This is a genomic window from Methylicorpusculum oleiharenae (assembly GCF_009828925.2).
Classification (GTDB): domain Bacteria; phylum Pseudomonadota; class Gammaproteobacteria; order Methylococcales; family Methylomonadaceae; genus Methylicorpusculum; species Methylicorpusculum oleiharenae.
The window spans coordinates 786,444-810,256 of record NZ_WUTY02000001.1; the positions used below are offsets into that span (position 1 = coordinate 786,444).

Consider the following 23,813-nt stretch of genomic DNA (forward strand, 5'->3'; position numbering starts at 1 on the left):
AGTATTTGCCTGAACCCGGACCCTCACTTTTTCACAGTTAATATACCCAAGCTATTGAACAAAAAGATATTTAAATTCTGATACTAAATTTCGATGGACATTAACATTCAATTTGCGATGAGTTGCCTATAATTTAAGCATTCTCTGATGCTATCTACTAAAAAGGTAATGTAATGCTATGGATGAATCAGATCTTGATTTATTAGCGACATCAATCGACTTGATGGAGATTAATGTAAAAGACCTAAAAGTCGGTATGTATGTTTCAAAGCTTGACAGACCCTGGCTTGAGACCAGTTTTGTATTTCAGGGTTTTGAATTAAAGAACGAAGATGACATAGAGGCCGTTCAAAGCCAGTGTGACTCTGTGTTCATCGATATTACCAAGCAGGCAAGAATCCCTCCCGCTTATTCCAAAGATACAGCTTACTCCAAAGGCTATCTGGAAAAACTGCCTCCTCCTGAAATACACTCGACTTTTGCTCAGGAAATCAAGAATGCCGAGTATGTCCACCGTAAAACGAGCAGCCTGATCAAAAGTTTCATGCAGCAGGTTCAACTGGGTGGAACGATCAATACCGAATTGGCAAAGCAAGCCGTCGCCGAATGTGTGGAAAGCGTAATCAATTCACCTGATGCGTTGATCTGGATGACACAATTAAAAAATCGCCATGAATACACGGCTCAACATTCCATAAATGTCTGCATCTTTGCCATTGCACTGGGCCGACATATCCATCTTCCGATCAGCGACTTACATAACCTCGGACTTTGCGCGATGATGCATGATATGGGAAAGTTGCGCGTCCCGCTGGAAATCCTTAATAAACCAGGAAAGCTGACCCCTGAAGAAATGACCATAATGCAAAGCCATACGACTATGGGATGGAAATTGCTTATGTCATCTCCCGCTATGTATGGCGGGGCTATCGATGTCGCATACTCACATCATGAACGCCTGGATGGTAACGGCTACCCGAGGAAATTGACTGATAATAAGATATCGCCTTTCACCCGAATCATTGCGATTGTCGATGTGTACGATGCCATCAGCAGTGATCGTATCTATCAAATTGGCCGGACCCATCTGGAGGCGATCAGCGAGATGACAAAAGTTAGCGGCACTCACCTTGATTCCGCGTTAACGATGAAATTTATAGAATGTCTTGGAATTTTTCCTGCGGGAAGCATTGTGGAGATGAGCACAGGAGAGGTTGGCATTGTGGTTGAAGTCAACCCCAAAGCCAAGATCCGTCCAAAAATCATCCTGCTTTTAAATGAAAATAAAAAACCGGTAAGGGAACGCGTGATTGATCTGACAAAACTGGATCTGGACGCCACCGGTCACAACTATACGATAAGAAAAATTGTCCGGCCCGAAACTTACAATATCGATATTACGCGGTATTACCTGAGAGGACTGCTCACCATTGTTTGACGACCCGCAAGCTAACTTTTTGCCGGCAGGTCGTTCAGACCAGTCTTCACCAGTTCAGTCCTATCAACAAGAACACAACGATTACCGCCAGGTTGGTTAAATGTTGCGCAACTTCCTTAACAGTCAGACGTTTCTCACCCATGATATCTTTAATACGGTCATGTACCTGATCTTGCATATGTGTACGTGGCATCATTGTCATTTCCTCTTAGTTATCAGAAACAAAACTTCGGAATTCAAGCATTACAACTTTTTTGTATAACTTCGCATCTGACCCACCAAAACACCCTGGACTTCCACCTGATGAGGCTGAAAATGCATAGGTTGAACGTTTTGATTGGCAGGAATCAAAATAGTTTCACGGGGCGTTTGCAGAATGTGTTTCAGCGTCGCTTCCGTTTTGTCGATCAACGCAACCACAATATCTCCGTTATTGGCATTATTGCGCTGTTCAATGACCACCCAGTCACCATCCAATATGCCATCGTCAATCATCGAATCACCCTTGACTTGCAGGATATAACAGCGGTTTTCAGTTTTTAATTGGGCCGGAACCTGCATATATTCGACATTTTCCACCGCTTCTATCGGAAGCCCTGCGGCTATAGCACCAACAAACGGTACACCCAAATCATCAATCAAACCGGCCGATTGCGTTTTTAAAGCTAGTTGAGTGAGGCGGACACCCCGCTGTTTGCGGTTTGGTGCTTCAACAAGTCCGGCCTGAATAAGGCCGTGTATATGCTTATGCAATGAACCGCGTGATTTAAGCCCCATGGCAAGGCATAATTCATCCAGCGTTGGAGGCTGGACAAAATGCGATTGACTTTCCAGCAAAAAATCCAGCACGTCCTGTTGTTTGCGGGTAAGAAAAGAGTAATCATTCATTAGTTTTTTTGTTCTCTATTGGTTTTTGTTAATCATAATTAAAGAACAAAAAGAGAACAAGTTTTATTTTAAGGTTTTTTACTCTTTTGTTATCAGGGCGAAGTAATATATTGTTTTTATTGATCTAATTTTTCATACATCATCACACTTCCAGTAAATCAATCATGCTTGCCTGGCAGTACAAGCCTTTTGGAGAAACACAATGACTATCGCCGATGCAATTTACGACATGCATGAGGAAATGAAACGCTGGCGGCATCATCTTCATCAGTTTCCGGAGACGGCCTACGAGGAACAAGAAACGGCTGCCTTTATTGTTGAAAAATTGCGCTCCTTCGGCCTGGAGGTCCACGAAGGACTCGGAAAAACCGGCGTGGTTGCGCGCTTAACAGCAGGAGATGGAGGAAGCTCCATCGCATTGCGCGCCGATATGGACGCCTTGTTTATTCAGGAACAAAACGCGTTTACTCATAAATCAAAATATGACGGAAAAATGCACGCCTGCGGTCATGACGGGCATACGAGCATGCTTCTTGGAGCGGCTGCCTATCTGGCTCAACACCGGGATTTTAAGGGTACCGTGGTATTTATCTTTCAACCTGCTGAGGAAGGGCGAGCCGGAGCCAAGCAAATGATTGACGATGGCCTGTTCACGTTGTTTCCGGTTGATTATGTGTTTGGCATGCACAATTTTCACGATATTCCTGAAGGTCACTTTGCGATCAAGTCCGGGCCTTTGATGGCGGCATTCGATTGTTTTGAAATAAAACTCATCGGCCATGCAACCCACGCCGCCCTGCCGCACTCCGGCACCGATGCAATAATCGCCTCGGCGCAATTGATTGGCGCGTTGCAGACCATAGTGAGCCGAAACATTGATCCGGCCGATTCAGCAGTGGTCAGCATCACCCAAATACATGGCGGCAATACCTGGAATGCGTTACCAGGGGAAGTTGTACTCAGGGGCACTTTCCGTTGTTTCAAGGAGGAGGTTCAGGAACTGATTGCCAAAAAAATACGTCATTTAGTTGACTCGATCAGTTTAAGCGCGGGCGTTAAAGGCGAGATTATTTTTAACCCTGAAAATCCAGGTTACCCGGTTACGGTGAATGCTCCCGATGCTACCGAGCTCGCGCTAAAAGCGGCATCAGCCGTGGTTGATGCGACACAGATACATAGAGAACCGACACCCAGCATGGGCTCTGAGGATTTTGCATTCATGCTGAAGGAGCGTCCGGGCTGTTACATCTGGATAGGTAATGGTCCTTCAGCACACGGCTGTTTGCTGCATAATCCGCATTACGATTTCAACGATGCCTTGTTGCCGGTAGGTGTGGCTTATTGGGTCAAATTGGTAGAAACGGTTTTAGTTTGATGCATTGAAATTATTCAATGCCGATCGATGTAAACCAGGCGGCATGACACATCAGTATCATTTTTTGTTTGCTGAAAGCAGACTCAGCGCTGCTTTTTGTCGTCATCCGGCAGTGACAGTAGATGATCCATTTTTGCCGCCTTGGTTTTAAGATAATCCAGATTATCCTGATTAAACAGCGGCTCGATGGCGATTCGACCGGCAACCTGAATACCCAGTTTTTGCAGATCTTTTATTTTCCTGGGGTTGTTGGTAATCAGCTTGATCGATGCAATTTTCAAATCCTGAATAATCAAGGCTGCAATTGAATAATCCCGTTCATCGGCCAAGTGACCCAGATGAATATTAGCGTCCACCGTATCCATCCCCTGATCCTGCAGATTATAAGCCTGCAACTTTTTCAGCAGGCCAATACCGCGTCCTTCCTGGCGCAAGTAAATCAAGACGCCTTTTCCGGCTTCGCTGATAAGTTTGAGCGCCATGTCCAGTTGCTCACCGCAATCACAGCGGCGGGACCCCAGCACATCGCCGGTAAAACATTCCGAATGCATTCTGACCAGCACGTCTGATTGGTCCGCTACCTGCCCTTTAACAAAAGCGACATGCTCTTTGTTATCGATGCTGTTACTGTAGTAATGTAAAACAAAGTCGCCGTAACGGGTAGGAATACGCGTCTGAACTAAATTTTCTAGGGTTGGTTTCACTTCAGGATTATAAATAACAAAAACAATTGATATTTTAACCAATTCGGCCAGGCAAACGTTAAAAAGTTTCCCAAGACCTGTTCGGTTTTACTCTGTCAGTTTAGAGCGCGATAAAGTCTGTACCCCAAAATCGGCTTGCAAGCGGTTTTGTGAGGCGGAAATCATGACTTGCTCGACGAAGCAAATACTTGATCGGATCCGGTTAATAGGCAGGAGGAATGTCAAGAATATTATCCAGCGGGCATGGAACGTGGACTTCCTCACTGACTACGGATAAGAACTCGGCGACCGGATTCATAAAGACTATCCTGCCTTTTTCATTGGTCACAATGACCGCATCAGCAATAGAATCCAGCGCGACCTTAACCCGTTCTTTTTCTTCAGCCAATTTTTGCGATATACCTTTTGTCTCAAACACTTGTTCCAGCATCTGTTTGTCACGATTGGCAATCGAGCTGATATCAAGAATTTGTATGAGGCAAAATGCCTTGCCGTTATTTCGTTTGAGTAGTTTGGCTTTAATCGATTGTTGAATCGCCGTCCCTGAAATGGATCTTAACGGTAGGGATTTTTTATTCAGGTTACTGGAAATTAATGATGACATACCGTGTGATAAAGCCACCCCAATCGCCCGATCCAAACTGCCCCGAGAATTTGAGGAAACACCTCCGTAAAGGGTTTTGCTAAAGCCGATTCCTATTCGTAGCCGCAGTGTCTGGATACCCATGGATTCCATGTCACGATGTTCTGGCTCAGGAATACTGCCTTGCATTTCTTTTTTGAACATATCCGCCATACTGCAAAGAAGTACCCACCCGGTTTTGGCTACGGTTACTCGCCAGACAGGATGCCTAAATACACCCGTGTAAGCTTGATGGCGGTTATTCCAATGCCGCCAACACTTGCCTGACGAACTAACGCACCCCTGTACTTTACATAGCAAAATATAGCAGAACTAAAGTGTTTTCTCAGCCCGGTTCTTTACTATCGAAGCCGGATTTGCTGTGAGTGGATGTCTCATGGCCTGAAATTTTTAAAACCTACTTTTCTGCTGAGTTCGGGTTAAGATCAATCCTGTTTGTGGTATCCTTTAATGCCCTCAAGCCGACATGATTATCACCTTCGTTATGACCGGTATTTACACAGTTTTTGCTTACGGCAGTTTAATTCATCCAGGCTCTTTAGCGCGGACAGTTCCAACTGCGCGCAACAGAGCGCCGGTTAGCGTCAAAGGGTTGAAACGCCAATTCAATCTGGCATCCACTTACCGCTATGATCCCGTGCAACAGTTGCCGGTGTGTGTGTTAAATGCCGAGGCTTCGGAGCCCGATGCGGTTTTAAACGGTATTTGTTTTGATTTGGATGAAAGCGAATTAGACGCCCTGTTGGAGCGGGAAAAAGGTTATGATTTTTGCCCGGTGGATGCCCGGCACTTTTTTGATGAATCACTACACATCAACGCTTATTATTTCAATGCCAAAAATTACCCGCCCTACCGCTACCTCTCTGCGTCAAAAGAACAAGCACATTATCTGTCTATTTGCCTGCAAGGTTGCACTGAATTCGGCGAAGCCTTTGTTAACGCATTCAAAGCATCAACCGGTTTTTGGGGTATCGACAATGACAGGGATATCGACGCCATCTGGCAGGGAGCTTTCTAATGAAACAAGCCAAATTTTTTATCGGCCAAATCGTTCATCACAAATTGTTTAATTACCGCGGCGTGATTTTTGATGTTGATTTTGAATTTTTAGGTGGTGAAGAATGGTACGACAAAGTGGCTAAAAGCCGGCCGTCCAAATACCAGCCCTGGTACCACGTCCTGGTTGATAACGCCAAACATCAGACTTATGTGGCAGAGAGCAACCTCACCGTCAGTGCCAATTGCAATCCGATTAATAATCCGTTTCTGGAAAACTACTTTGCCGGAATCAAAAACGGCATCTATCAGCTTAATCTCTCGAAAAATTAAGTCTCTGAGAGTGCTAATAGGTGCCATTTAAAAAGGCAATGTTTGCGTAAAAAGTTGCCGTAGCTGTTAGACTGCGTAGGCGAATTCAGAAGCCATGGATGGCAAAAGCTGTTGCACATCCTTGTGTTATAGATCCCGGCAATCCCTTGTATCTGCCGGGATGACGCATCTGCCTGAACATAAACGCCTAATTCTACTTTTTCGGATTAGAAGAAAGACCGTCATACCCGCCGGGAAGCGGGTATCCAGTGCCATGGATGGCGAGCTTCGAACCATCCATGGAGCCTGGATTACGGCAATCCATGCCGGAATGACGACCTTCGGTCATGTGAAACCTGAAATCTTACAAAGTAGAACTAACGCGAACTGTTAAAAAACTTCATTTGCGAGCCTGAATCAGCTTGATAATATCGCTACTGCGCGGATCTACAAACACCGAATTAAAACCGCAAGCCTGCACGCTCTTAACCGTATCACGATTGATATTGGCGCCAAACAACCGAAGAACTAAAGGGTTAACCAACTTCATCAAGCGCGCCAGCCAGGGTTTAGAGCTGACAACATGTTCCAGCAACAAAATTTGCCCCCCGGGTTTACAGACCCGGTAAAGTTCACGCAAGCCTTTTCTGGGCGACGGCACCGAACAAAACACGAAAGACGCCACAACGGTATCGAAACTGTTATCGGCAAACCACAACCCTTCGACATCCATCACCTGTAAATCGACATCAATAAATTTACGTGCTTTTTTCTGTTCGGCGATAGCCAGCATTTTTTCACTGAAATCGATCGCCGTCATACGCGCAGTGTGCGGATAAAAAGTAAAGTTTTTACCGGTTCCCACACCGACTTCCAGAATATGATCACCTTCAACTTTGACCCACAAGCGCTTACGCCATTTTTTAAACATAAGACCTTCCATCATGGCCTCCAGGCCGTCAAAGTAAGGCGCTAAACGGTCATATCGTTTTTTGATCGTAATGCGGTCCGGTTTCATAATCAGGCCTAAAGAGTCCAGGTTAAATAATGCGTCAAAAATCAAGCCGCATTTTAACGACAAACAACGCTTAAACCCAACTATCAACACAAAATGCCGGGGCAAACAAACCGGAAGCTGTCTTAATTGGCATCCGCCATCCCATGAAAAATCATCATCTGTGCGTCTTACTGAATTATTATTAAGCCATTGGATACGTTATAATTACGCGATTTTTACCAGCACTCTCACCAAACCACGCCCTTGCAAACAACCAAAACTGTCTGCCATGCGCTCAAATTTGTTGATACCTTTTAAAGAATAGTGATGCTCTTTTTATCAAAAAAACAGGACTGGCTGGGGAATATCCGGGGCGATGTCCTGGCCGGTTTAGTCGTTGCGTTGGCGCTGATCCCGGAAGCCATCGCCCTCTCTCCCTCGTTGCCGGAGTAGACCTAAATTAGGGCTTTACGCATTATTCGGTGTTGTTATGACTAAAACCAGGCGCATTTCTGGGATATCACCTCGGTGACCGCTTTGGATAAAGCCGTCATAAAATTCAGACGGGGAGGCGCCGACGTCGACATAATCGGTTTCAACGAAGCCAGTACCACAATCATTGATCGCTTCGGACTTCAAGATAAACCGGAAGAGATCCAAAAAGTCATGGGAGGTCATTAATGAACACCGAAACCAACAATGTGATTGCTTGTGTTGACGGCTCAGGCCTTAGTGGAGCCGTATGCGATTATGCAGCCTGGATTTCGCAGCGAGTCAATGCGCCCCTCAAACTCCTGCATACGATTGACCATCACCCGGAAACCGCCGCGATCACCGATCTATCCGGCAATATCGGCGTGGATAGCCGAGATCACCTGCTGGAAGACATTATCCGCATAGAGCAGCAACACAGTAAATTACGCTTACAACAAGGCAAGACGTTGCTTCAGACGGCTAAAAAAAGAGTCATGCAAAACGGCATAGCCGATCCGATTATTAGTCAGCGGCACGGCAACCTGGTTGAATCATTGATAGAACTGGAAGACAGTATCCGGGTGCTGGTCATCGGTTTGAGAGGCAAAGGGCATGATAATCAACCCGGGCAAATCGGAGCAAAACTGGAGTCCATTATCCGCTCCCTGCATAAACCGATTTTAGTCGTCAACGAAGCATTTAAAACGCCACAGCGCATCATGCTGGCCTACGATGGCAGCAACGCAGCCGAAAGAGCTGTCGACATGGTTGCATCCAGCCCTTTATATAAAGGCCTGACGTGTCATCTGGTCTGTGTCAGCAAAGACGAAGCCACCTCGCAAAAGCTGCTTGACGCAGCAGCCAATAAAATCATACAAGCAAGAGGCATTGACTTGATCACACAAAAGCTCACCGGCCAAATCGATCAAGCGTTGTGTGATTATCAAGACGGACAAGCCATTGACATAACCATTATGGGCGCTTACAGCCATACCCGTCTGCACGATATGCTGCTGGGCAGCTTCACCGCCAAAATGCTGTTAAGCACCCGCAAGCCTTTGCTGTTGCTCAGTACGTGTCTCAAAAGTTGGCAGGAGAGCCTTTGGTTAGTCTATTGAGCATCAAATTGATCATGGCAATATGGACAAATGCTCGACTGGATTCAATACTGACTTCATAATCCTTACTCAACCGGCGGTAGCGATAAAGCCATGCAAAGGTTCGCTCCACGACCCAGCGACGTGGCAACAATTCAAAGCCTTTTGCCTTATCGGATCGAAGAACAACGGCCCAGGCAATACGAAAACGCTCCGCTATCCACGCGCTAAATTCTTGGCCACGGTAGCCACCGTCGACCCAAATGCGCCGCAGTTTTTTACAGCTGCCCGTCAGTGACGCCAGGATTAATTTCGCCCCTTCTCGTTCCGGCACATTCGCAGTGGTCACGACGACCACCAGCAACAGACCCAAGGTATCCACCAGAATATGGCGTTTACGACCTTGGATGCATTTGGCCGCATCGTACCCTTTGATACCGGCCAAGGCAGTGGTTTTAACGCTTTGGCTATCAATACTGCCCGCCGTAGGATGTTTATGACGCCCGGCTTTTCGCCTGACCTGAGCCCTCAGCGTGTCGTGAATACGTTCCCATGTTCCGTCTTTAATCCAGCGCCGGTAATATCCGTATACCGTTTGATAGGGCGGAAAGTCATTGAGAGGCAGGAGTCGCCAGGCGCAACCGCTACGAGCCATATACAAAATAGCATTAACAATTTTGCGTAAATTCACTTGTCTAGGCCGCCCACCTGGCAAGGCGGCCGAAAATAAATCTTGGATCAACTTCCATTTTCTATCGTTTAAATCGGTTGGGTAGCGTTTAATCTGTCTCTTCTTAGCCACGGCAAAAAATTAGATTTTTGCAGATTTAGGCAGCATTGGCGACTTTTAAAACACGTACTCAGATAAGTGAAATGTTATAAAGCACCCCAGCTCTCATACCCCAGCGGCGCCCGATTCAACTCATCTCGTTGTGAGCGCCAATTCGGCATATGACTATCCATAAGCGCCATAAACCGATCATTGTGATGGCGTTCCAACAGGTGCATCATTTCATGTAGCACGATGTATTCAAGGCAGGCAGGTGCCTTTTTGGCCAGTTCGCTATTGAGCCGGATGCTTTGAGCCTCGGGATTGCAACTGCCCCACTTGGTTTTCATCCGCTGCACAAATACCTTACTGACTGTTACACCGAGCACCGATTCCCATTTGGCGATCAAGGGTTGGGCCGCTTTTTTCAGAATCTCTCGATACCACGCTTCAAGCATAATCTGCTTTTTCTCTTGGTCACTGTCCGGTGGTAATCTGAGTACGATTTTGCGGTGTTTTAGAAATACCCCAACCGCATTTTCGCTATATGCGATGCTCAGCAAATAGCGCTGTCCCCAGACATAATGGCTTTCCAGGTTCAGATACTCGCGGGGTGTTTCGCGTGCTTGCTCCCTTAGCTTTCTTTGCTGCTGCTTGATCCAAGCCAGTTTTGAAATGGCATACACCCGGACGGTGTCGAGATTCATCCGTACCGGTGCGGCAATCTTCACCTTGCCGTCCGGCGGGCAAACACTCAGGTGGACGTTTTTAATGTCTTTGAACACCACATCGACCGTAATGTCTCCCAGCTGAACTTCGGCCACCCTCAATACTCGCCTTTATGCTCGAAGATGATCTTAAAGATGCGCTCCACTGCGTCGCCATTCTGTAGTACGCCATACAGCGCGGCTTTAATGACTTGCTCCCGGGCCAGCACACCTCGCCAACCGTCGGGCCTGACTTGTTTGACCGTGGTATCGATTGTCAGCGCCAAGTCCAGTAGCGGATCGCCGGATACGGCGTATTCTCCCGCTGGCTCTGCAGTACAATCCGGTTTCACGCCTTTCAGACTGTTATACAGCGCACGTTTACCTGGCGTATCCAGCCGTTCCGGGGTATCGTCGCCTTTGCCGGCCTGCACCTGCTTTGCCAACTCGGCAATCCGCTTCAAAAAATCTTCGTACTCGATGGCCTTGGCTTTACGCGTCGCGATGATCTCATCCAGCAGCGCGGACATCTTTTCGTAAAACTCCGGATCGGTCAGATGCTCCTTGATAATCTTGCGGCGAACATTGTTTTCGATGGTTTCGGCGATGCCGTCTTTATTACCCTTCAAGCCGCCCAACTGCTGATTGATGGCCTCGGCAATGCCGGTTTTGACGATCAACTCCAATAACGGAATATCATCAAACGGCGAAATCTTGCGTGGCTCGCCGGCCTGAATATAGGTGTCGATCAAATGCCGCATGTCGGCTTCATAGGCTTTCAGGTCCAGCGTTTCGCCGCTGGCCTTACGGATAATCTCGCGAATTGCCAGATAATGATCGATGCGTTGCTTGATGTGCTGGGTGTCGTCTCTACTGTAGCCGGCCGTGTCCATTTCATCGGCGATATTGGCATAAGACCGAACCAAGGTTGCCGTGGCTTTATAAAATGCCACCCGTTGCGGTTGGTGTGCGTCCAGGTCCGTAGCAATTTCAGTGTTGCCGCAGAAATAATGAATATGCCCCAACTCGCCTTTCGGCGGTTCCACCGGCTCGCACAATAAAGCCATGGCTTCCAGCGCCTGATCCAGACGTTCTTTACCTTTCTGCAATCGATCCTGCAGCATCACCTCTGGATCACTGCCAGCGTCGCTATGGTCCAGTTCAGAGGTGTAGACAGAAATCGCGCTATCGACTTTCTCAAACAGGTTTTTGTAATCGACGATGTAACCAAAATCCTTATCGTCGCCATCCAGCCGATTGGTGCGGCAAATCGCTTGGAACAAACTGTGATCCTGCATGGATTTGTCGATGTACAGATAAGTGCAAGGCGGCGCGTCGAAGCCGGTCAGCAGCTTGTCGACCACCACCAGCAACTTCATATTGGCCGGTTCCCTGGCAAACAAGGCTTTCGCACTATCTTCGTAGGTTTCGGTTTTAGTCTTGCCCGGCTTGGCCTCCACCTCTTTCAGCAATTCGTTATAGGTGTTGTAGATGAACTGCTTATCGGTTTCGGTATTGGCGCCGGTTTCTTCCATGGTGACGTCTTTGGCTAGCGGATTATAAGAGGTGACCACCGCACAGCGGCCCTTGAACGGGGTTTTCTGGAACAAGGTGAAGTATTTGCAGGCTTCGTAAATGCTGGACGCCACGAGAATCGCATTGCCGCGTTCATTAGATAACCGTGGCTTAACCCCAAAATCAAAAATGATATCGCTGACCACGCGGTCCATCCGCGATCGGGAGCTGAGCACATGCTGCATGGTGCCCCATTGTTTTTTCAGCTCGTCTTTTTGCCAGTCGTTCAGGCCCTTGGTTTTGGCCTCAAACCAGGCATCGATTTTTTCTACCGAACCCAGGGTCTGATCAATATCCCGCGCCTCATACAACAAATCCAGCACCACGCCGTCGTCGACCGCCTCACCAAACTTATAGGTATGAATATAGCCGCCGAACACTTCCAGGCTGGTGGCTTTATCTTTCTTCAATAACGGCGTGCCGGTAAAGCCGATGAATACCGCATTCGGCATCATCGCTTTCATCACGCGATGCAGCTTGCCGCTTTGGGTACGATGACATTCATCGACAAACACAAACAGCTCACCCACCGTGGCACTGGGTTGTGCTTCCAGGTCTTTGACAAACTGATCGAAATCATCGACGCCTTTCTTGCCGAATTTATGCACCAACGAACACAGCAAACGCGGCGTTGCCTGACCCAGTTGCGTCATCAAATCGCGGCCGCTACTGGTGCGCTTGATGGTCACACCCGCCTCAGTAAACACCCGCTCGATTTGTTTATCCAGTTCATCCCGGTCGGTCACGATAGCGACACGGGCATTGGGATGATTTTCCAAAATCCATTTTGCCAGCAACACCATCACGATGCTTTTACCGCTGCCCTGGGTATGCCAGATAATGCCGCCCTTACGCTCATGCACATGGCGTTGCGCGGCCTTGATGCCGAAATACTGATGCACGCGCGGCAGCTTTTTCTTGCCGCCGTCGAACAACACAAAGTCATGCATCAATTCGATGAGTCGTTGCTTGTTGCACAGCTTTTCCAGGTATTTGTCCAGCTTGTAGCCGGCGTTATCCTGCTCATCTTCCTTCCACTTCAGAAAATACTTTTCCTCGGTGCCAATCGCGCCGTATTGCAGGCCTTCGGAATCGTTACCGGCAAAAATGAACTGCACGGTACTGAAAAACCAGGCGTTGAATTCCGGCTGTTGGTTAGACAAGTTTTGCCGAATACCGTCGCCGATGCTCACCCGGCTGTTTTTCAACTCCAGCACGCCAACCGCGATGCCGTTGACATACAGCACCAAATCCGGACGCCGCTCCAGCGCACCTTTCAACGTCACTTCCTCGGCAATCGCAAAATCGTTGTTTTCCGGCACCTGCCAATCGATCAGGTGTACCGTTTCGGTCACCCGGTCCGCGTCTATCTTGACCGGCACGCCATAACGCAGCAGGTTGTAAACCGCCTGATTGTTACCGTACAACGTGCGGCTATGATTGTCCGCCTCGCTGCGCAGCTTATGACTGGCTACACTGATTTGCGCAGCGCTATAACCACAACGCGTCAGATATGCCGACAGCAGACTTTCTTCAATATTGCTGTTACCCACGCGATCAGTCCAATCGCCCAGATAGCGATAATCCAGATTATCCCGAAACAAAGCAAGTACACGATTTTGAGTAGCCTTTTCGGCTTGGCCGATGTTAGAGCTCATTCACCCGCCTGCTCTAAAAAACTGCGATAAACAGCATTCGAATACCAACGGCCTTTTGCAATCATCTCGTCCAACAAAGGCTTTAGTTGAGCAATATGGCCCTTTTCCTTGGCTTTAAGTAAAAGCGAGAGCGTTCTAATAGCGGTTAAACCCACTTGATTTGCAAACTGATAACCGATGTTTTCGTCGATGATCACAAAATCGGCGTTAATTTCTTTTGCCAAAATAATCGTTTCCGCTTCACCGGAATCAAGCTGACTCAATAAAAGATCTTTATACAACAAGCCTTTAATCGGCTGCACTCCAATAAAGTCACAATCAATCTGCTCAAAGCCATAACCGGGTTTGGCTTTGATTTCGTTGTAAACCGCTTCGGCAATAATCACCTTGCCGAATAGTTTTTCCAGAATATCAAGTCGTCCGATAGCCGCTAAAGAAATAATCGGCGTGGTGTTGGAGACGATTTTCATGGCAATTTATGGGCATCCGCAAAAATCTCAGCCATCTGGTCTGGGCTGAAATCAAAAATGGCTTCGTTTTCCAGCTTCATCCGTTCAATAAAATCCAATTTGCTGTACCCGGCCAATTCCGCTGCTTTGCCCAACGATAACTTGTTTTTTCGGTACCACATCAAGGCCGATAAAAAACGCATGTTCTGGGTAAATTCTTCGACATTTTCTTTCAACGTCAGCAAAACATCTTCTTTGACGGAAAATGAAATATTCATGGTTTTTTCAATCATCGGATTTTCCCCTATCTTGAATTAAAGTGCGGCAAACCGCTTTTGCCCTGGCGTTACCGGTGTTGCAGGATCGATCTGCTTGACGAATTGGCTGGTACCGTCCGGAAAGACTTCGACTATCGCGCCGTTTTCAACTTCTAACACGCTACTGCCTACCGCCAGAGCCTGCCAATAAGCCTGCTTGAAGGCAGCGTCGGCCAATTCCGGAATGTGCTCTTCCAGGTAACACAGTGTTTTTTCCGTGAAGGGTAGCTTGACAGTGGACATGGTTTATCTCCAGTTAGCATTCGATGGGGCCGTCTCTTTCATATCAATTGTCGATGATCGGCTTGGGATTGACAACCCGCCCGATTTTGCCGAATAGGTCGTAGGGAGAATAAGCGCAGCGCATCCGCCATAATGTTCCTTGCCTCTCGGTGGATGCGCGTTGCTTATCCACCCTACCAATGGCGCGATGTTGCGGTTGCCTTGCCAGCGTTTTCATTGTCATGTTAGCCGTATTTTGCCGGTGAGTAATTGCTGCATCATGCCTTGCTTGACGGCGCGGGCTTTGGTGAGTTTGGATTCCAGCCCGGTGATTTCGGCGTCCATGTCGGTGAGAATTTGGGCGATGGCGGTTTGTTCTGGTAAAGATGGAAGGAGGAAAGCAATTTTTTTAAGTTCGGATAGTGAAATACCTTTTACAGTACTGCCGCTACCAAGTTCCTCTATTAATCGGCCATAGTACTGAAACCAAAAATAAAGATAATGTGTTAATAATAAGTTCTTTGGGAATAATGCTTTTAGGTCTTGGTTAATTGCCACATCTATATCATAAATAACAGCCTTTCCAAGCCCCATTCTGGTTGATGTAATGAGCGTTTCTCTGGGGATTAGGTGTGATGCGCTATTCTGCAAGCCTGCTTTGGAAATCGATTCCTGAGAATAACGAGGATTAAAAGTTGCGAAATCTTTTACGGTCACCCAAGGAATTTCGTCACCCCAATAATCTGGATTTGAGCGGCTTGGAGTACCGCCCCCCACGATCTTTTCGATAAATTCACCCAATGGTTTAAGTTTCCACTCCCCACTGAACCCCGGCAAACGGCGCTTGCCGGTGAGTAATTCCTGCATGGCGCCTTGTTTGAGCTGGCGTTTTTTGGCTATGAGTTGTTCCAGGGCTTCAATCAGCGCATCCGCATCGCTCAACGCCACGGCGATGGCTTCTTGTTCGGCTTTGGTGGGAGGGAGGGCAAGAAACAGTCGTTTTAGATTATCCTGATTTATGTTTGTATTGGCACTTACTGTGCTTGCACCTATAAGCCTATTTCTGAATCCTTCCTCATAAAAACAGTGATATTTGAATTTTTGGTTGATGACTCCATTGTCTCTGAATCTAATCAAGAATCCAGAATATACGGTCTTTTGAAAATTCTGTTCCACTACGGCAGTCAAGCCAACTCCAGATGGTTTAACTGATGATCTTATAAAAATGACATCCCCTTTCATCAGATTGTAGGTTTGCTGCTCAGCGTTGTTTGTTTCCACTAAACCAAGGGAATCAGTTGATGAAATTTTGGAGACTCCGAAAACATCCATGAGGTTTACAAAAGGTGAACCATGCCCAAACGCTTCACAATTTTTGTTGATGCCATTCTTGAATTTGCCTAATTCAGCGAGTTGAAAAATTTCCCAATCCTCCGGAATCACCCCCACCTCAGTCTGCTTATATCCCTTCGGTATTTCCCGCTCGGCAGCCGACAAATATCGCGCATTCGTTTCCTGCACATCCCTAACTAACTCTGGGTTGGCAACCGTGGCGCCGCTTTTGCTGCTGTTTCGCGGATCACTCATTGCTCCGCCCCGCATGAAGGTGTAGGCGTAGGGTGGATAAGCGCTAGCGCATCCACCGATGCCGGGAAAAACCTTGGTTTGGAGGATGCGCTGCCGCTTATCCACCCTACATTGTGTTTATGTTTGATCATTCGCAATCCATGTCCGTTATGGTGGTTGGGGATTGCGCGCCCCAGGATGCGTCGTACCAACCTTTTTTAACTGCGCTGGCGAACGATGACCACGGCCAATCGCCGGGTCGTTGCGCCAATCCGTGTTTCACCGGGTTGTAATGGATATAATCCATATGCCGCCGCCAATCGTCTTCATCCCGTATGGCGTGCTCCCAAAAACGGCGTTGCCAAACAAAACGCTCGTTACGGGTATTGGTGGCGGCGTCGATTTGGCGCGAGGTGGCTTTTTTGATTTCCCGCCAGCGCGAGGAAAAATCGCAATCACCATCGGGCATGGACCAGATGCAATGCAGATGCTCGGGTAAAATCACCATGGCATCGATATGAAATGGTCGGGTTTGCATGATTTTGCGAATGGCTTGGCGGAATATTTCGACGCGTTGTTCGTCGATAAAAATCGGCGTCCGCCGCCAAGTGACAACGGTGAAGAAATAGCAAGCGCCCGGTACAAAAACACGGCGATAGTTGCTCATGTTTTGCCTCCGGTGGATGCGCTGCGCTTATCCACTCTACTTGATGGGTTTTGATGCGACTTTCTCAATGGGCGAGAAGGCTTCTGACTGCTTGGGTAATGCAAAATGTTTAAATGGCGGACCAACAATGTAATCCTGGTGGATCCGCTACGCTTATCCACCCTACTTGATGGGTTTTGATGCGACTTTCTAAATGGGTGAGAAGGCTTCTGACTTATTGGGCAAGGCCAATAGTTTAAACGATAGCCCGCTATGGTAGGGTGGATAAGCGCCAGCGCATCCACCGTATGAAATGGCTTTTGCTTCAGTTCCATACAAATCCCATCCTTTGCAAATGGCCGTTGACCTTGGCTTCCAATGCGTCCACGCGCAGGTTGATTTGTGGCACCGGGGTTTCGTAGCGTTCGGCGAGTTGCTTGACACGCTGGGTCAATTGCTGGCTGATGCGGTCCATTTCACCGTGAATGGCAGCGTCCAGCGTGGCCAGCCATTTATCGTCGACCACCAGAGTTTTGATGTCGGCTTCGCTGAGTTTGGGGTAGTGGGCGTAGACTTTAGCATCCAGTTCCGCTTCGGCGTCTTTGAGTGCTTTCTTCAATGCGGCTTCGTCCGTGGACAGATTCTGCCAGTTTCTCAATAGGGCGATTTCATCTTTGGCGTTTGCATCATTGCCTATTTCCTTCAACCGGCTGCTGACTTCGGCTTTGTTGATTTTGTCGAAGCAGGCAAACACTGCCTCTTCGCCGCTGTGTTCTTCTTCCAGTTCAGTGAGTTGGGCGCTGACGCTATCCAGATCGATTTGCAGTTGTGTTAAGGCTTGCTGTTCTTGGGCAAAGTAGCGGGCGACGATCAAGGCTTTGGGCACTAAATCGCAAGTCCAGCCTTTGTCTTTTTGTTTGCCCTTTTTATCGGTTTCGATAATACGGTAGGTCTCGGCTTTCCAGCCATCGGCGGCGATCAGGTAGCCATCGTCCTGCATGGTTTCTGCCCAGTAATCCATCAGATGCTGATAAACAGCGTATTTGTCGATCAGGGCTTTACCGGTGTAGTGGTTTAGCAAGCCTTCGGACAGCTCAACAATGAGTTGCTTGGGATGGCAGCCGCTTTCCAGGGTTTTCAGCATGGCGGCAGTGCGTTGTCGCCAGGCACCGAAGTGATCGTTCATGCCGGTGATGAAGGCAGCAAATTCCGGGTGTTGGTAGATGCTGGTCTTGATGGTGGCTTTATCGACCGCTAAATCCTGATACCCGGGGCGATTGTCTTTAAACAAGGCCGCTTTCAGATGAGGGCAAATTAGCCAATAGCGTTGCAGTGCATCAATGTCGGCCAGCGGAATGCCGCCGCGCAAATGGCCTTCGATGTCTTGCAGGTCTTCCGGCTCCTGGCTGTCGATGTAGCGCGGCAAGTTGAGGTTGTAGTCGTTTTTCTCGATTTCCTCAAAGCCAACCATGCGGGCGTATTTGGGGGTTTCCAATCGCTTGTTGAAGACATCGACGATTTTGTGGATGTCCATCGCCCGCAGCCGGTTTTTGTTGCCGTCTTTCATATAACCGGCGCTGGCGTCGAGCATGAAAATGCCTTTGCGAGTGTGCGCCTCTTCCTTGTCGATCAGAATGATGCAGGCCGGAATGCCGGTGCCGTAAAACAAGTTGGCCGGCAGGCCGATGATGCCTTTGATATAGCCTTTGCGTATCAGGTTACGGCGGATATCGGCCTCGGCATTACCACGAAACAATACGCCGTGCGGCAGAATGCAGGCACCTTTGCCGGAGCTTTTCAACGAGCGGACGATGTGCAACAGGTAGGCATAATCACCTTGTTTTTCGGGCGGGGTGCCAAAATGTTTGAAGCGGTCGTAAGGGTCGTTTTCGGTGTCGACGCCGTTGCTCCAGCGCTTGTCGCTGAATGGAAAATTAGCGACGACATAATCAAACGTCTTGAGGCTCTCGCCCTCTTTAAACTTGGGATCAGCCAGGGTATTACCCTGCACAATCAGTGCAGTTGGATTGTTGTGCAAAATCATGTTCATTCGCGCCAGAACGCTGGTTGCCGCGTCCTTTTCCTGCCCGTAAAGCGTAATTTCGGTAGGCGCTTCATCGCCGACTTTCAGTATCAAAGAACCCGATCCGCAGGTTGGGTCGTAAGCGGTGGTGTTGCTGCTGGTTTTAGCTTCTCGAATACCGATGATCCTGGCCATAATGAGACTGACCTCGGACGGAGTGTAAAACTGGCCTTTGCTTTTGCCGCTGTCCACCGCAAAATGGCGCATCAGAAATTCGTAAGCATCGCCGAGAATATCATCGCCTCCGGCCCGATTCTTGGAGAAATCCAAGGCTTTGTGCTCAAAAATGGCAATGAGATTGGTGAGTCGATCCACCATTTCCTTACCGCTACCCAGTTTACCGGCATCGTTAAAGTCCGGCATATCGGAGAGTTTATTGGCACTCGCCAGCGGCCCGATAATCTTTTTATTGATTTGATCGCCGATATCGGGCTTGCCTTTTAGGGCGACCATATCACGAAAACCTGCGCCTTCCGGAATGGTGACCGGAGCATAGGGGACACCCGCGTATTTATCGCTGACGTATTTGATAAACAGCAATACCAGCACATAGTCTTTGTATTGCGATGCATCCATTCCGCCACGCAGTTCGTCGCAGCTTTTCCATAACGAGCTATAGAGCTCGGATTTTTTGATGGCCATGAGTGAGTTGTTAGTTTTGTCTGATTTGCAGCTCGTTAATGTACAGTGAGCCCGGCAAATATGCCACTTTGAACTAACAGTTCTTGCTTATTTATTCTTATCGCGGGCATGGCCCGCTCCTACCGTACGGCTTATATATTCCTTGCGATGGCCTTCACTTAACGGCATCCAGCAAGGCAGCGTCAAGTTCTGTGTATTTAAATTGAAAAGCTTGATCCAGTAAACGTTTTGGTATGACCCGCTGGCTACCCAAAACCAGTTCGGCCATTTCACCCAGCAATAAGTTAAGCAAAAAGGCCGGTACAGGAATTAAGGCAGGTCTTTTTAAACACGCTGCCAACACCTGACTAAATTCTGCATTGGTTCTAGGTGCAGGTGCCGTCGCATTATAAACGCCCTGCATGCTGTGATTGTCAATCATCGCCAATGCAATGTTGATCCAGTCATCCCGGTGAATCCATGACATCCATTGTTTTCCATCGCCAATTCGGCCTCCCAGGCCCAGTTTGAACGGAAGCAGCATCCGACCAACAATTCCACCACCCGGAGCTACGACCAACCCTGTCCGGATAATGCAAACACGAACGCCCAGGGTTTCTGCTTTTTTTGCCTCAGTTTCCCAAGCTTCGCACAAACGATGCGAAAAATCATCCCGGAAAGTTGATTGTTCGGTCAATTCTGTATCGCCCTGATTGCCGTAATATCCTATGGCCGAACCGCTGATCAGTACTTGTGGTTTAACCTTCATTTTATTGATCGCTTCAATGAGCTGCTCAGTCAATTTGACACGGCTGTCCCATATTATTCGTTTGCGGGCATCAGTCCAGCGCTGGTCAAAAATCGGTGCACCTGCCAGGTTGATCACTCCATCAAAATGATCTTCAGCCGTTAATTCATCCAATCTCCCCAATGCTGACACGCTTTGCCCGCAAAGTTCTGTAACCTGTTGCGGATTTCGGCTCAGCACAGTAATTTGATGTTCACTTTGTAACAGCGAATGAATGAGGGCTTTGCCGATAAAACCGGTTCCGCCGGTGAGAAGTATTTTCATGACTGCTTGCCTCCCTTGTTGGTATGGCATTTTATGATCTGAAGATATAAGACTGTGAGCTTTATATCTGATGTTTCCCAGTTTTTATAGGGTTGTCCAGGCCTGGTAGAGAACTTTGTTTGCATGAGTAGTTGCCGTCGTTCCGGCATAGCCTGCCCCGGCCAGGGAATGCCGGGAGATTGCCCGAACCGTCAGACCGCCCAGCGAATCCAGAGCCATGGATAGCTCGAAGCTTACCATCCATGGCACTGGATGCCCGTTTCCCGACGGGCATGACGGCGCTCATGGATTTAGCTGAAACATCTTGCTAATCAGGTAATGTTCTAATCGTGATTAGGTCTTGAGTTATTAGATTAAGTAGGCTATTGATTTGCCAATGTTCATAAAGAATAACAAACTGACAAATCAATCAACCACCCTTTTAACCATGACTTAGTTTATGTTTGTTGCGTCCATTTGATCTTTTTTGTCAGGCAAGAACGACAATATACCGTAAAAAATATGTGACAAGCCGGTATACAGAAAAAAAGGATTATATTTTTCATCTATCGGAACATCGTTGATGGCGCCATAAAACTCAACGCCACCGATCAACAAAATGATGAACAATCCCATGATCGTCAATTCCCGATAATTTTGTTTTCTCAAGCAGTATATAAACACCACCAACTGAGCTAAAGCCAAATAGATCAGCATGATTTTGAGATTATTACCCAGCGGCCCGTATAGATCATCGCCCATCGTGAAAAAACTGTCTTTCCCTGTTACAGACATGATTGCAGTCACGACAGTGACTAACAGCGAAACATAGTAGTTAGCTTCCAGACCGTACTTGACACTGTTTAAACTTTTTGTTGCTAAAGCATTCATGAGAACCTCGCGAAAAAAAAGAGTCCTCCCCCTAGTGACGCGTGGGGAGGACTTATAGAGGAGGACATTACACTGGAAGCGCGCTTCCCGCAGCGCAGAAGCGCTGCCAAAATCAATATTAAGAACCTATCGATTTTTCAGCCATAGGCAGGAGATCTGCCCATGGCAATCGTTAATAAATCCCTACATACATGCGGATATCTTATTGGGTTGCCCATCTCCACAACGGATGGGCGGTTTGATCAATCGTTCAAAGGGCTTGTTGCAGCCAGTTTATGACTGCTAACAAACGGCTTTGATTGTTTTTTATCTCTAGTAACTCAGCCATGCTTATTTTGCCGGGTAAAAAAGTTGGTCCGTCCGCCCTAAGCTTGTTGAAGGCCTCAGAACGAACGGTTTTTTTACAACGTCCCTTCAAAACCAAATTGACTGATTATCAGGTTGCCAATCCGCCCTGGCCTACAGTTGGAGTTGTTCCGGAACCAGTTTCCGCAGTTGGCGGCTCGTCAGGTTTTGACTCTTCAATGACAGGTGGCGCCAATTTTTTGCCGTTCATCAGGTCATCTATCTGGAACTTATCAATGGTTTCCCATTGCATCAACGCATCGGCCATATTGTGAAGAATGTCCATATTCTCAGTAAGGATGGTGCGCGCTCTTTCGTAGTTCAAATCCAGCAGATTACGTATTTCTTCATCTATCATTTCGGCCATTTTTTCGGACATGGCTTTTGCCTGTGGCCCCATATATCCACGACCTTGGTCTTCGCCGTAATCCATTGCACCCAACCGGTCTGAAAGACCCCATTTAGTCACCATATTTCTGGCTAACTGGGTGGCTCTTTCAATATCGTTTGAGGCGCCGGTAGTGACTTTATTTTTACCGTAGATAATTTCTTCGGCGACACGGCCACCGTACAAACTGGCAATCTGGCTTTCAAGCTTGTCACGGCTGGCACTGTAGGTATCGCGCTCCGGCAGGAACATGGTAATACCCAGGGCTCCGCCGCGCGGCATGATGCTGACTTTGTAGACTGGATCATGCTCAGGTACTGTGCGGCCCACGATCGCGTGACCGGCCTCATGATAAGCCGTCATCAACTTGTCTTCTTCCCTCATCATCATGCTGCGCTTTTCAGCACCCATGATCATCTTGTCACGCGCTTTATCGAGGTGATTCATGTCAACTACCTTTTTGTTCGTCCTTGCGGCAAACAAAGCGCCTTCGTTGACCAGATTTGCTAATTCGGCACCCGAGAAACCAGGCGTGCCTCTTGCCAAATCCATGATGTTGACATCATCAGCCAACGGAACTTTCTTCAAATGAACTCTCAAGATTTGTTCACGGCCTCTTATGTCAGGCAAGCCAACAGTGACTTGTCTGTCAAAACGGCCGGGTCTCAACAACGCTTTATCCAGTACATCGGCGCGGTTAGTAGCCGCAATTACGATAATGCCTTCGTTGCCCGCAAAACCGTCCATCTCAACCAGCAATTGGTTTAAGGTTTGTTCGCGTTCGTCATTACCGCCATTCATACCGTTACCGCGATGTCTTCCCACCGCATCAATTTCATCGATGAAGATGATGCAAGGCGCGCGTTTTTTGGCTTGTTCAAACATGTCGCGCACCCTTGAGGCACCGACACCGACGAACATTTCAACGAAATCAGAACCCGATATCGAGAAGAAAGGCACTCCGGCTTCTCCTGCTATGGCTCTGGCCAGCAAGGTTTTACCGGTACCGGGAGGTCCTACCATTAGCAAACCTCTGGGTATTTTGCCGCCCAGATATTCATACTTGGAGGGATCTTTCAGAAAGTCCACCACTTCAACAACATCTTCCTTCGCTTCTTCAACGCCGGCAACATCGTCAAATTTGACCTTGATCTGATTTTCTTCCAGCAATTTAGCTTTACTTTTGCCGAAGTTCATCTGTCCACCCATACCGCCACCGCCTTGTTGCTTGCGGAAGAAGTAAACCCAGACAGCAATCAGAAGCAACATAGGCGCCCAGGAAATGAAGATCTGCATCAACATTGACTGTCTTGGCGGACTGGCGACTTTGATTTTGACACCGTACTCCAACAGTTCGTCTATTAAACGAGCATCATTGGGGTTGTAGGTAATAAACCGTTCGCCATTTCTTCTGCGACCGTCTATCTCATCACCATTAATAATGACTTCAGAGATAGCGCCTCCTCTTACATCTTGTATGAAATCAGAGTAAGACAAGGCATAGTTACTGTCTCCCGACGGATTCATCCGGCTGAATGCTGAAAAGAGCGTAACGCCTACAGCAATCCAGATTAAAAATTTAATTGCATTTGTTTTCATAC

General features: G+C 47.8%; 25 protein-coding genes and 1 pseudogene. 7 read left to right on the top strand and 19 right to left on the bottom strand.

Annotated elements, in window-relative coordinates:
- The first annotated feature begins 178 nt into the window (after positions 1-178).
- On the top strand, positions 179-1,438 hold the full coding sequence (locus tag GO003_RS03725) for an HD-GYP domain-containing protein (RefSeq protein WP_164505736.1): 1,260 nt from the start codon (positions 179-181) through the stop codon (positions 1,436-1,438).
- A gap of 46 nt (positions 1,439-1,484) precedes the next feature.
- Here the strand turns inward: GO003_RS03725 and GO003_RS03730 are convergent, their stop codons facing one another.
- Both GO003_RS03730 and lexA read right to left on the bottom strand, forming a co-directional pair.
- On the bottom strand, positions 1,485-1,634 hold the full coding sequence (locus tag GO003_RS03730) for a hypothetical protein (protein ID WP_159658378.1): 150 nt from the start codon (positions 1,632-1,634) through the stop codon (positions 1,485-1,487).
- 47 nt (positions 1,635-1,681) lie between these two features.
- The gene (gene lexA, locus GO003_RS03735; protein ID WP_159658379.1) at positions 1,682-2,326 is read right to left on the bottom strand and encodes a transcriptional repressor LexA; all 645 of its coding nucleotides are present in this window, start codon (positions 2,324-2,326) and stop codon (positions 1,682-1,684) included.
- 202 nt (positions 2,327-2,528) lie between these two features.
- Between lexA and GO003_RS03740 the strand changes: the two genes are divergently transcribed.
- On the top strand, positions 2,529-3,701 hold the full coding sequence (locus GO003_RS03740; RefSeq protein WP_159658380.1) for a M20 aminoacylase family protein: 1,173 nt from the start codon (positions 2,529-2,531) through the stop codon (positions 3,699-3,701).
- Between the two features lie 83 nt (positions 3,702-3,784).
- On the opposite strand, the gene ribA is transcribed toward GO003_RS03740, so the two are convergent.
- Together ribA and GO003_RS03750 are read right to left on the bottom strand one after the other, a co-directional pair.
- Positions 3,785-4,405 (bottom strand): GTP cyclohydrolase II, encoded by a 621-nt coding sequence (gene ribA / locus GO003_RS03745; protein ID WP_159658381.1) that lies wholly within the window; start codon positions 4,403-4,405, stop codon positions 3,785-3,787.
- A gap of 202 nt (positions 4,406-4,607) precedes the next feature.
- Positions 4,608-5,192 carry a hypothetical protein gene (locus tag GO003_RS03750; RefSeq protein ID WP_159658382.1) on the bottom strand — a complete coding sequence of 195 codons (585 nt, stop codon included), beginning with the start codon at positions 5,190-5,192 and terminating at the stop codon, positions 4,608-4,610.
- A 322-nt stretch (positions 5,193-5,514) separates the two neighbouring features.
- Between GO003_RS03750 and GO003_RS03755 the strand changes: the two genes are divergently transcribed.
- Together GO003_RS03755 and hspQ are read left to right on the top strand one after the other, a co-directional pair.
- Positions 5,515-6,066 carry a gamma-glutamylcyclotransferase family protein gene (locus tag GO003_RS03755; protein WP_159658383.1) on the top strand — a complete coding sequence of 184 codons (552 nt, stop codon included), beginning with the start codon at positions 5,515-5,517 and terminating at the stop codon, positions 6,064-6,066.
- Positions 6,066-6,377, top strand: a complete 312-nt coding sequence (gene hspQ / locus GO003_RS03760) for a heat shock protein HspQ (RefSeq protein ID WP_159658384.1) — start codon at positions 6,066-6,068, stop codon at positions 6,375-6,377. The genes GO003_RS03755 and hspQ overlap by 1 nt, the downstream gene beginning before the upstream one ends.
- A 379-nt stretch (positions 6,378-6,756) precedes the next feature.
- On the opposite strand, the gene GO003_RS03765 is transcribed toward hspQ, so the two are convergent.
- Positions 6,757-7,374 carry a class I SAM-dependent methyltransferase gene (locus tag GO003_RS03765; protein WP_159658385.1) on the bottom strand — a complete coding sequence of 206 codons (618 nt, stop codon included), beginning with the start codon at positions 7,372-7,374 and terminating at the stop codon, positions 6,757-6,759.
- A 306-nt stretch (positions 7,375-7,680) separates the two neighbouring features.
- Between GO003_RS03765 and GO003_RS26110 the strand changes: the two genes are divergently transcribed.
- From GO003_RS26110 to GO003_RS03775, 3 genes and pseudogenes are all read left to right on the top strand, one after another.
- Positions 7,681-7,806 (top strand): hypothetical protein, encoded by a 126-nt coding sequence (locus tag GO003_RS26110; RefSeq protein WP_269144328.1) that lies wholly within the window; start codon positions 7,681-7,683, stop codon positions 7,804-7,806.
- A 45-nt stretch (positions 7,807-7,851) separates the two neighbouring features.
- A pseudogene (locus GO003_RS03770) lies at positions 7,852-8,034 on the top strand (sodium-independent anion transporter); the annotation flags it as partial.
- Positions 8,034-8,945: a universal stress protein gene (locus GO003_RS03775; RefSeq protein WP_159658386.1), complete on the top strand. Its 912-nt coding sequence runs from the start codon at positions 8,034-8,036 to the stop codon at positions 8,943-8,945. The pseudogene GO003_RS03770 and the gene GO003_RS03775, both read left to right, overlap by 1 nt.
- Here GO003_RS03775 and GO003_RS03780 read toward each other — a convergent pair.
- The 14 genes from GO003_RS03780 to ftsH form a co-directional block, all read right to left on the bottom strand.
- Entirely contained in the window at positions 8,908-9,726 is an 819-nt protein-coding gene (locus tag GO003_RS03780) for an IS5 family transposase (RefSeq protein WP_231088807.1), read from the bottom strand. The two genes, GO003_RS03775 and GO003_RS03780, sit on opposite strands and share 38 nt — an antisense overlap.
- A gap of 74 nt (positions 9,727-9,800) precedes the next feature.
- Positions 9,801-10,517 carry a M48 family metallopeptidase gene (locus GO003_RS03785; RefSeq protein ID WP_159659239.1) on the bottom strand — a complete coding sequence of 239 codons (717 nt, stop codon included), beginning with the start codon at positions 10,515-10,517 and terminating at the stop codon, positions 9,801-9,803.
- Between the two features lie 2 nt (positions 10,518-10,519).
- Positions 10,520-13,633 (bottom strand): type I restriction endonuclease subunit R, encoded by a 3,114-nt coding sequence (locus tag GO003_RS03790; RefSeq protein WP_159659238.1) that lies wholly within the window; start codon positions 13,631-13,633, stop codon positions 10,520-10,522.
- Positions 13,630-14,103 carry a DUF3368 domain-containing protein gene (locus tag GO003_RS03795; RefSeq protein ID WP_159659237.1) on the bottom strand — a complete coding sequence of 158 codons (474 nt, stop codon included), beginning with the start codon at positions 14,101-14,103 and terminating at the stop codon, positions 13,630-13,632. The genes GO003_RS03790 and GO003_RS03795 overlap by 4 nt, the downstream gene beginning before the upstream one ends.
- Entirely contained in the window at positions 14,100-14,375 is a 276-nt protein-coding gene (locus tag GO003_RS03800; protein WP_206444813.1) for a UPF0175 family protein, read from the bottom strand. The genes GO003_RS03795 and GO003_RS03800 overlap by 4 nt, the downstream gene beginning before the upstream one ends.
- A gap of 21 nt (positions 14,376-14,396) precedes the next feature.
- Entirely contained in the window at positions 14,397-14,642 is a 246-nt protein-coding gene (locus GO003_RS03805) for a hypothetical protein (protein WP_159659236.1), read from the bottom strand.
- A gap of 43 nt (positions 14,643-14,685) precedes the next feature.
- Entirely contained in the window at positions 14,686-14,865 is a 180-nt protein-coding gene (locus GO003_RS03810; protein ID WP_159659235.1) for a hypothetical protein, read from the bottom strand.
- Positions 14,862-16,208 (bottom strand): restriction endonuclease subunit S, encoded by a 1,347-nt coding sequence (locus GO003_RS03815; RefSeq protein ID WP_231088808.1) that lies wholly within the window; start codon positions 16,206-16,208, stop codon positions 14,862-14,864. Before GO003_RS03815 ends, GO003_RS03810 begins: the two co-directional genes overlap by 4 nt.
- Positions 16,209-16,335: 127 nt before the next feature.
- Positions 16,336-16,854, bottom strand: coding sequence for an REP-associated tyrosine transposase (locus GO003_RS03820; RefSeq protein ID WP_159659233.1), 519 nt, complete (start codon positions 16,852-16,854; stop codon positions 16,336-16,338).
- A 304-nt stretch (positions 16,855-17,158) separates the two neighbouring features.
- Complete coding sequence (locus GO003_RS03825) at positions 17,159-19,558, bottom strand: type I restriction-modification system subunit M (protein WP_159659232.1); 2,400 nt, start codon at positions 19,556-19,558, stop codon at positions 17,159-17,161.
- 154 nt (positions 19,559-19,712) lie between these two features.
- Positions 19,713-20,609 (bottom strand): TIGR01777 family oxidoreductase, encoded by an 897-nt coding sequence (locus tag GO003_RS03830; protein ID WP_159659231.1) that lies wholly within the window; start codon positions 20,607-20,609, stop codon positions 19,713-19,715.
- 84 nt (positions 20,610-20,693) lie between these two features.
- Positions 20,694-20,828 carry a hypothetical protein gene (locus tag GO003_RS26115; RefSeq protein ID WP_269144330.1) on the bottom strand — a complete coding sequence of 45 codons (135 nt, stop codon included), beginning with the start codon at positions 20,826-20,828 and terminating at the stop codon, positions 20,694-20,696.
- Between the two features lie 213 nt (positions 20,829-21,041).
- Positions 21,042-21,479: a hypothetical protein gene (locus GO003_RS03835; RefSeq protein ID WP_159659230.1), complete on the bottom strand. Its 438-nt coding sequence runs from the start codon at positions 21,477-21,479 to the stop codon at positions 21,042-21,044.
- A gap of 436 nt (positions 21,480-21,915) precedes the next feature.
- Positions 21,916-23,811, bottom strand: a complete 1,896-nt coding sequence (gene ftsH / locus GO003_RS03840; RefSeq protein ID WP_159659229.1) for an ATP-dependent zinc metalloprotease FtsH — start codon at positions 23,809-23,811, stop codon at positions 21,916-21,918.
- Between the last annotated feature and the right edge of the window lie 2 nt (positions 23,812-23,813).

What these genes read in the sequence shown, in the direction of transcription:
- GO003_RS03830 (WP_159659231.1), bottom strand. Translation starts at nt 20,609, where the DNA reads ATGAAAATACTTCTCACCGGCGGAACCGGTTTTATCGGCAAAGCCCTC.
- GO003_RS03825 (WP_159659232.1), bottom strand. Translation starts at nt 19,558, where the DNA reads ATGGCCATCAAAAAATCCGAGCTCTATAGCTCGTTATGGAAAAGCTGC.
- GO003_RS03750 (WP_159658382.1), bottom strand. Translation starts at nt 5,192, where the DNA reads ATGTTCAAAAAAGAAATGCAAGGCAGTATTCCTGAGCCAGAACATCGT.
- GO003_RS26115 (WP_269144330.1), bottom strand. Translation starts at nt 20,828, where the DNA reads ATGGCTCTGGATTCGCTGGGCGGTCTGACGGTTCGGGCAATCTCCCGG.
- GO003_RS03725 (WP_164505736.1), top strand. Translation starts at nt 179, where the DNA reads ATGGATGAATCAGATCTTGATTTATTAGCGACATCAATCGACTTGATG.
- GO003_RS26110 (WP_269144328.1), top strand. Translation starts at nt 7,681, where the DNA reads ATGCTCTTTTTATCAAAAAAACAGGACTGGCTGGGGAATATCCGGGGC.
- GO003_RS03810 (WP_159659235.1), bottom strand. Translation starts at nt 14,865, where the DNA reads ATGACAATGAAAACGCTGGCAAGGCAACCGCAACATCGCGCCATTGGT.
- GO003_RS03740 (WP_159658380.1), top strand. Translation starts at nt 2,529, where the DNA reads ATGACTATCGCCGATGCAATTTACGACATGCATGAGGAAATGAAACGC.
- GO003_RS03820 (WP_159659233.1), bottom strand. Translation starts at nt 16,854, where the DNA reads ATGAGCAACTATCGCCGTGTTTTTGTACCGGGCGCTTGCTATTTCTTC.
- hspQ (WP_159658384.1), top strand. Translation starts at nt 6,066, where the DNA reads ATGAAACAAGCCAAATTTTTTATCGGCCAAATCGTTCATCACAAATTG.
- GO003_RS03800 (WP_206444813.1), bottom strand. Translation starts at nt 14,375, where the DNA reads ATGATTGAAAAAACCATGAATATTTCATTTTCCGTCAAAGAAGATGTT.
- GO003_RS03835 (WP_159659230.1), bottom strand. Translation starts at nt 21,479, where the DNA reads ATGAATGCTTTAGCAACAAAAAGTTTAAACAGTGTCAAGTACGGTCTG.
- GO003_RS03765 (WP_159658385.1), bottom strand. Translation starts at nt 7,374, where the DNA reads ATGAAACCGGACCGCATTACGATCAAAAAACGATATGACCGTTTAGCG.
- GO003_RS03815 (WP_231088808.1), bottom strand. Translation starts at nt 16,208, where the DNA reads ATGAGTGATCCGCGAAACAGCAGCAAAAGCGGCGCCACGGTTGCCAAC.
- GO003_RS03795 (WP_159659237.1), bottom strand. Translation starts at nt 14,103, where the DNA reads ATGAAAATCGTCTCCAACACCACGCCGATTATTTCTTTAGCGGCTATC.
- lexA (WP_159658379.1), bottom strand. Translation starts at nt 2,326, where the DNA reads ATGAATGATTACTCTTTTCTTACCCGCAAACAACAGGACGTGCTGGAT.
- GO003_RS03730 (WP_159658378.1), bottom strand. Translation starts at nt 1,634, where the DNA reads ATGATGCCACGTACACATATGCAAGATCAGGTACATGACCGTATTAAA.
- ftsH (WP_159659229.1), bottom strand. Translation starts at nt 23,811, where the DNA reads ATGAAAACAAATGCAATTAAATTTTTAATCTGGATTGCTGTAGGCGTT.
- GO003_RS03805 (WP_159659236.1), bottom strand. Translation starts at nt 14,642, where the DNA reads ATGTCCACTGTCAAGCTACCCTTCACGGAAAAAACACTGTGTTACCTG.
- GO003_RS03755 (WP_159658383.1), top strand. Translation starts at nt 5,515, where the DNA reads ATGATTATCACCTTCGTTATGACCGGTATTTACACAGTTTTTGCTTAC.
- GO003_RS03775 (WP_159658386.1), top strand. Translation starts at nt 8,034, where the DNA reads ATGAACACCGAAACCAACAATGTGATTGCTTGTGTTGACGGCTCAGGC.
- GO003_RS03790 (WP_159659238.1), bottom strand. Translation starts at nt 13,633, where the DNA reads ATGAGCTCTAACATCGGCCAAGCCGAAAAGGCTACTCAAAATCGTGTA.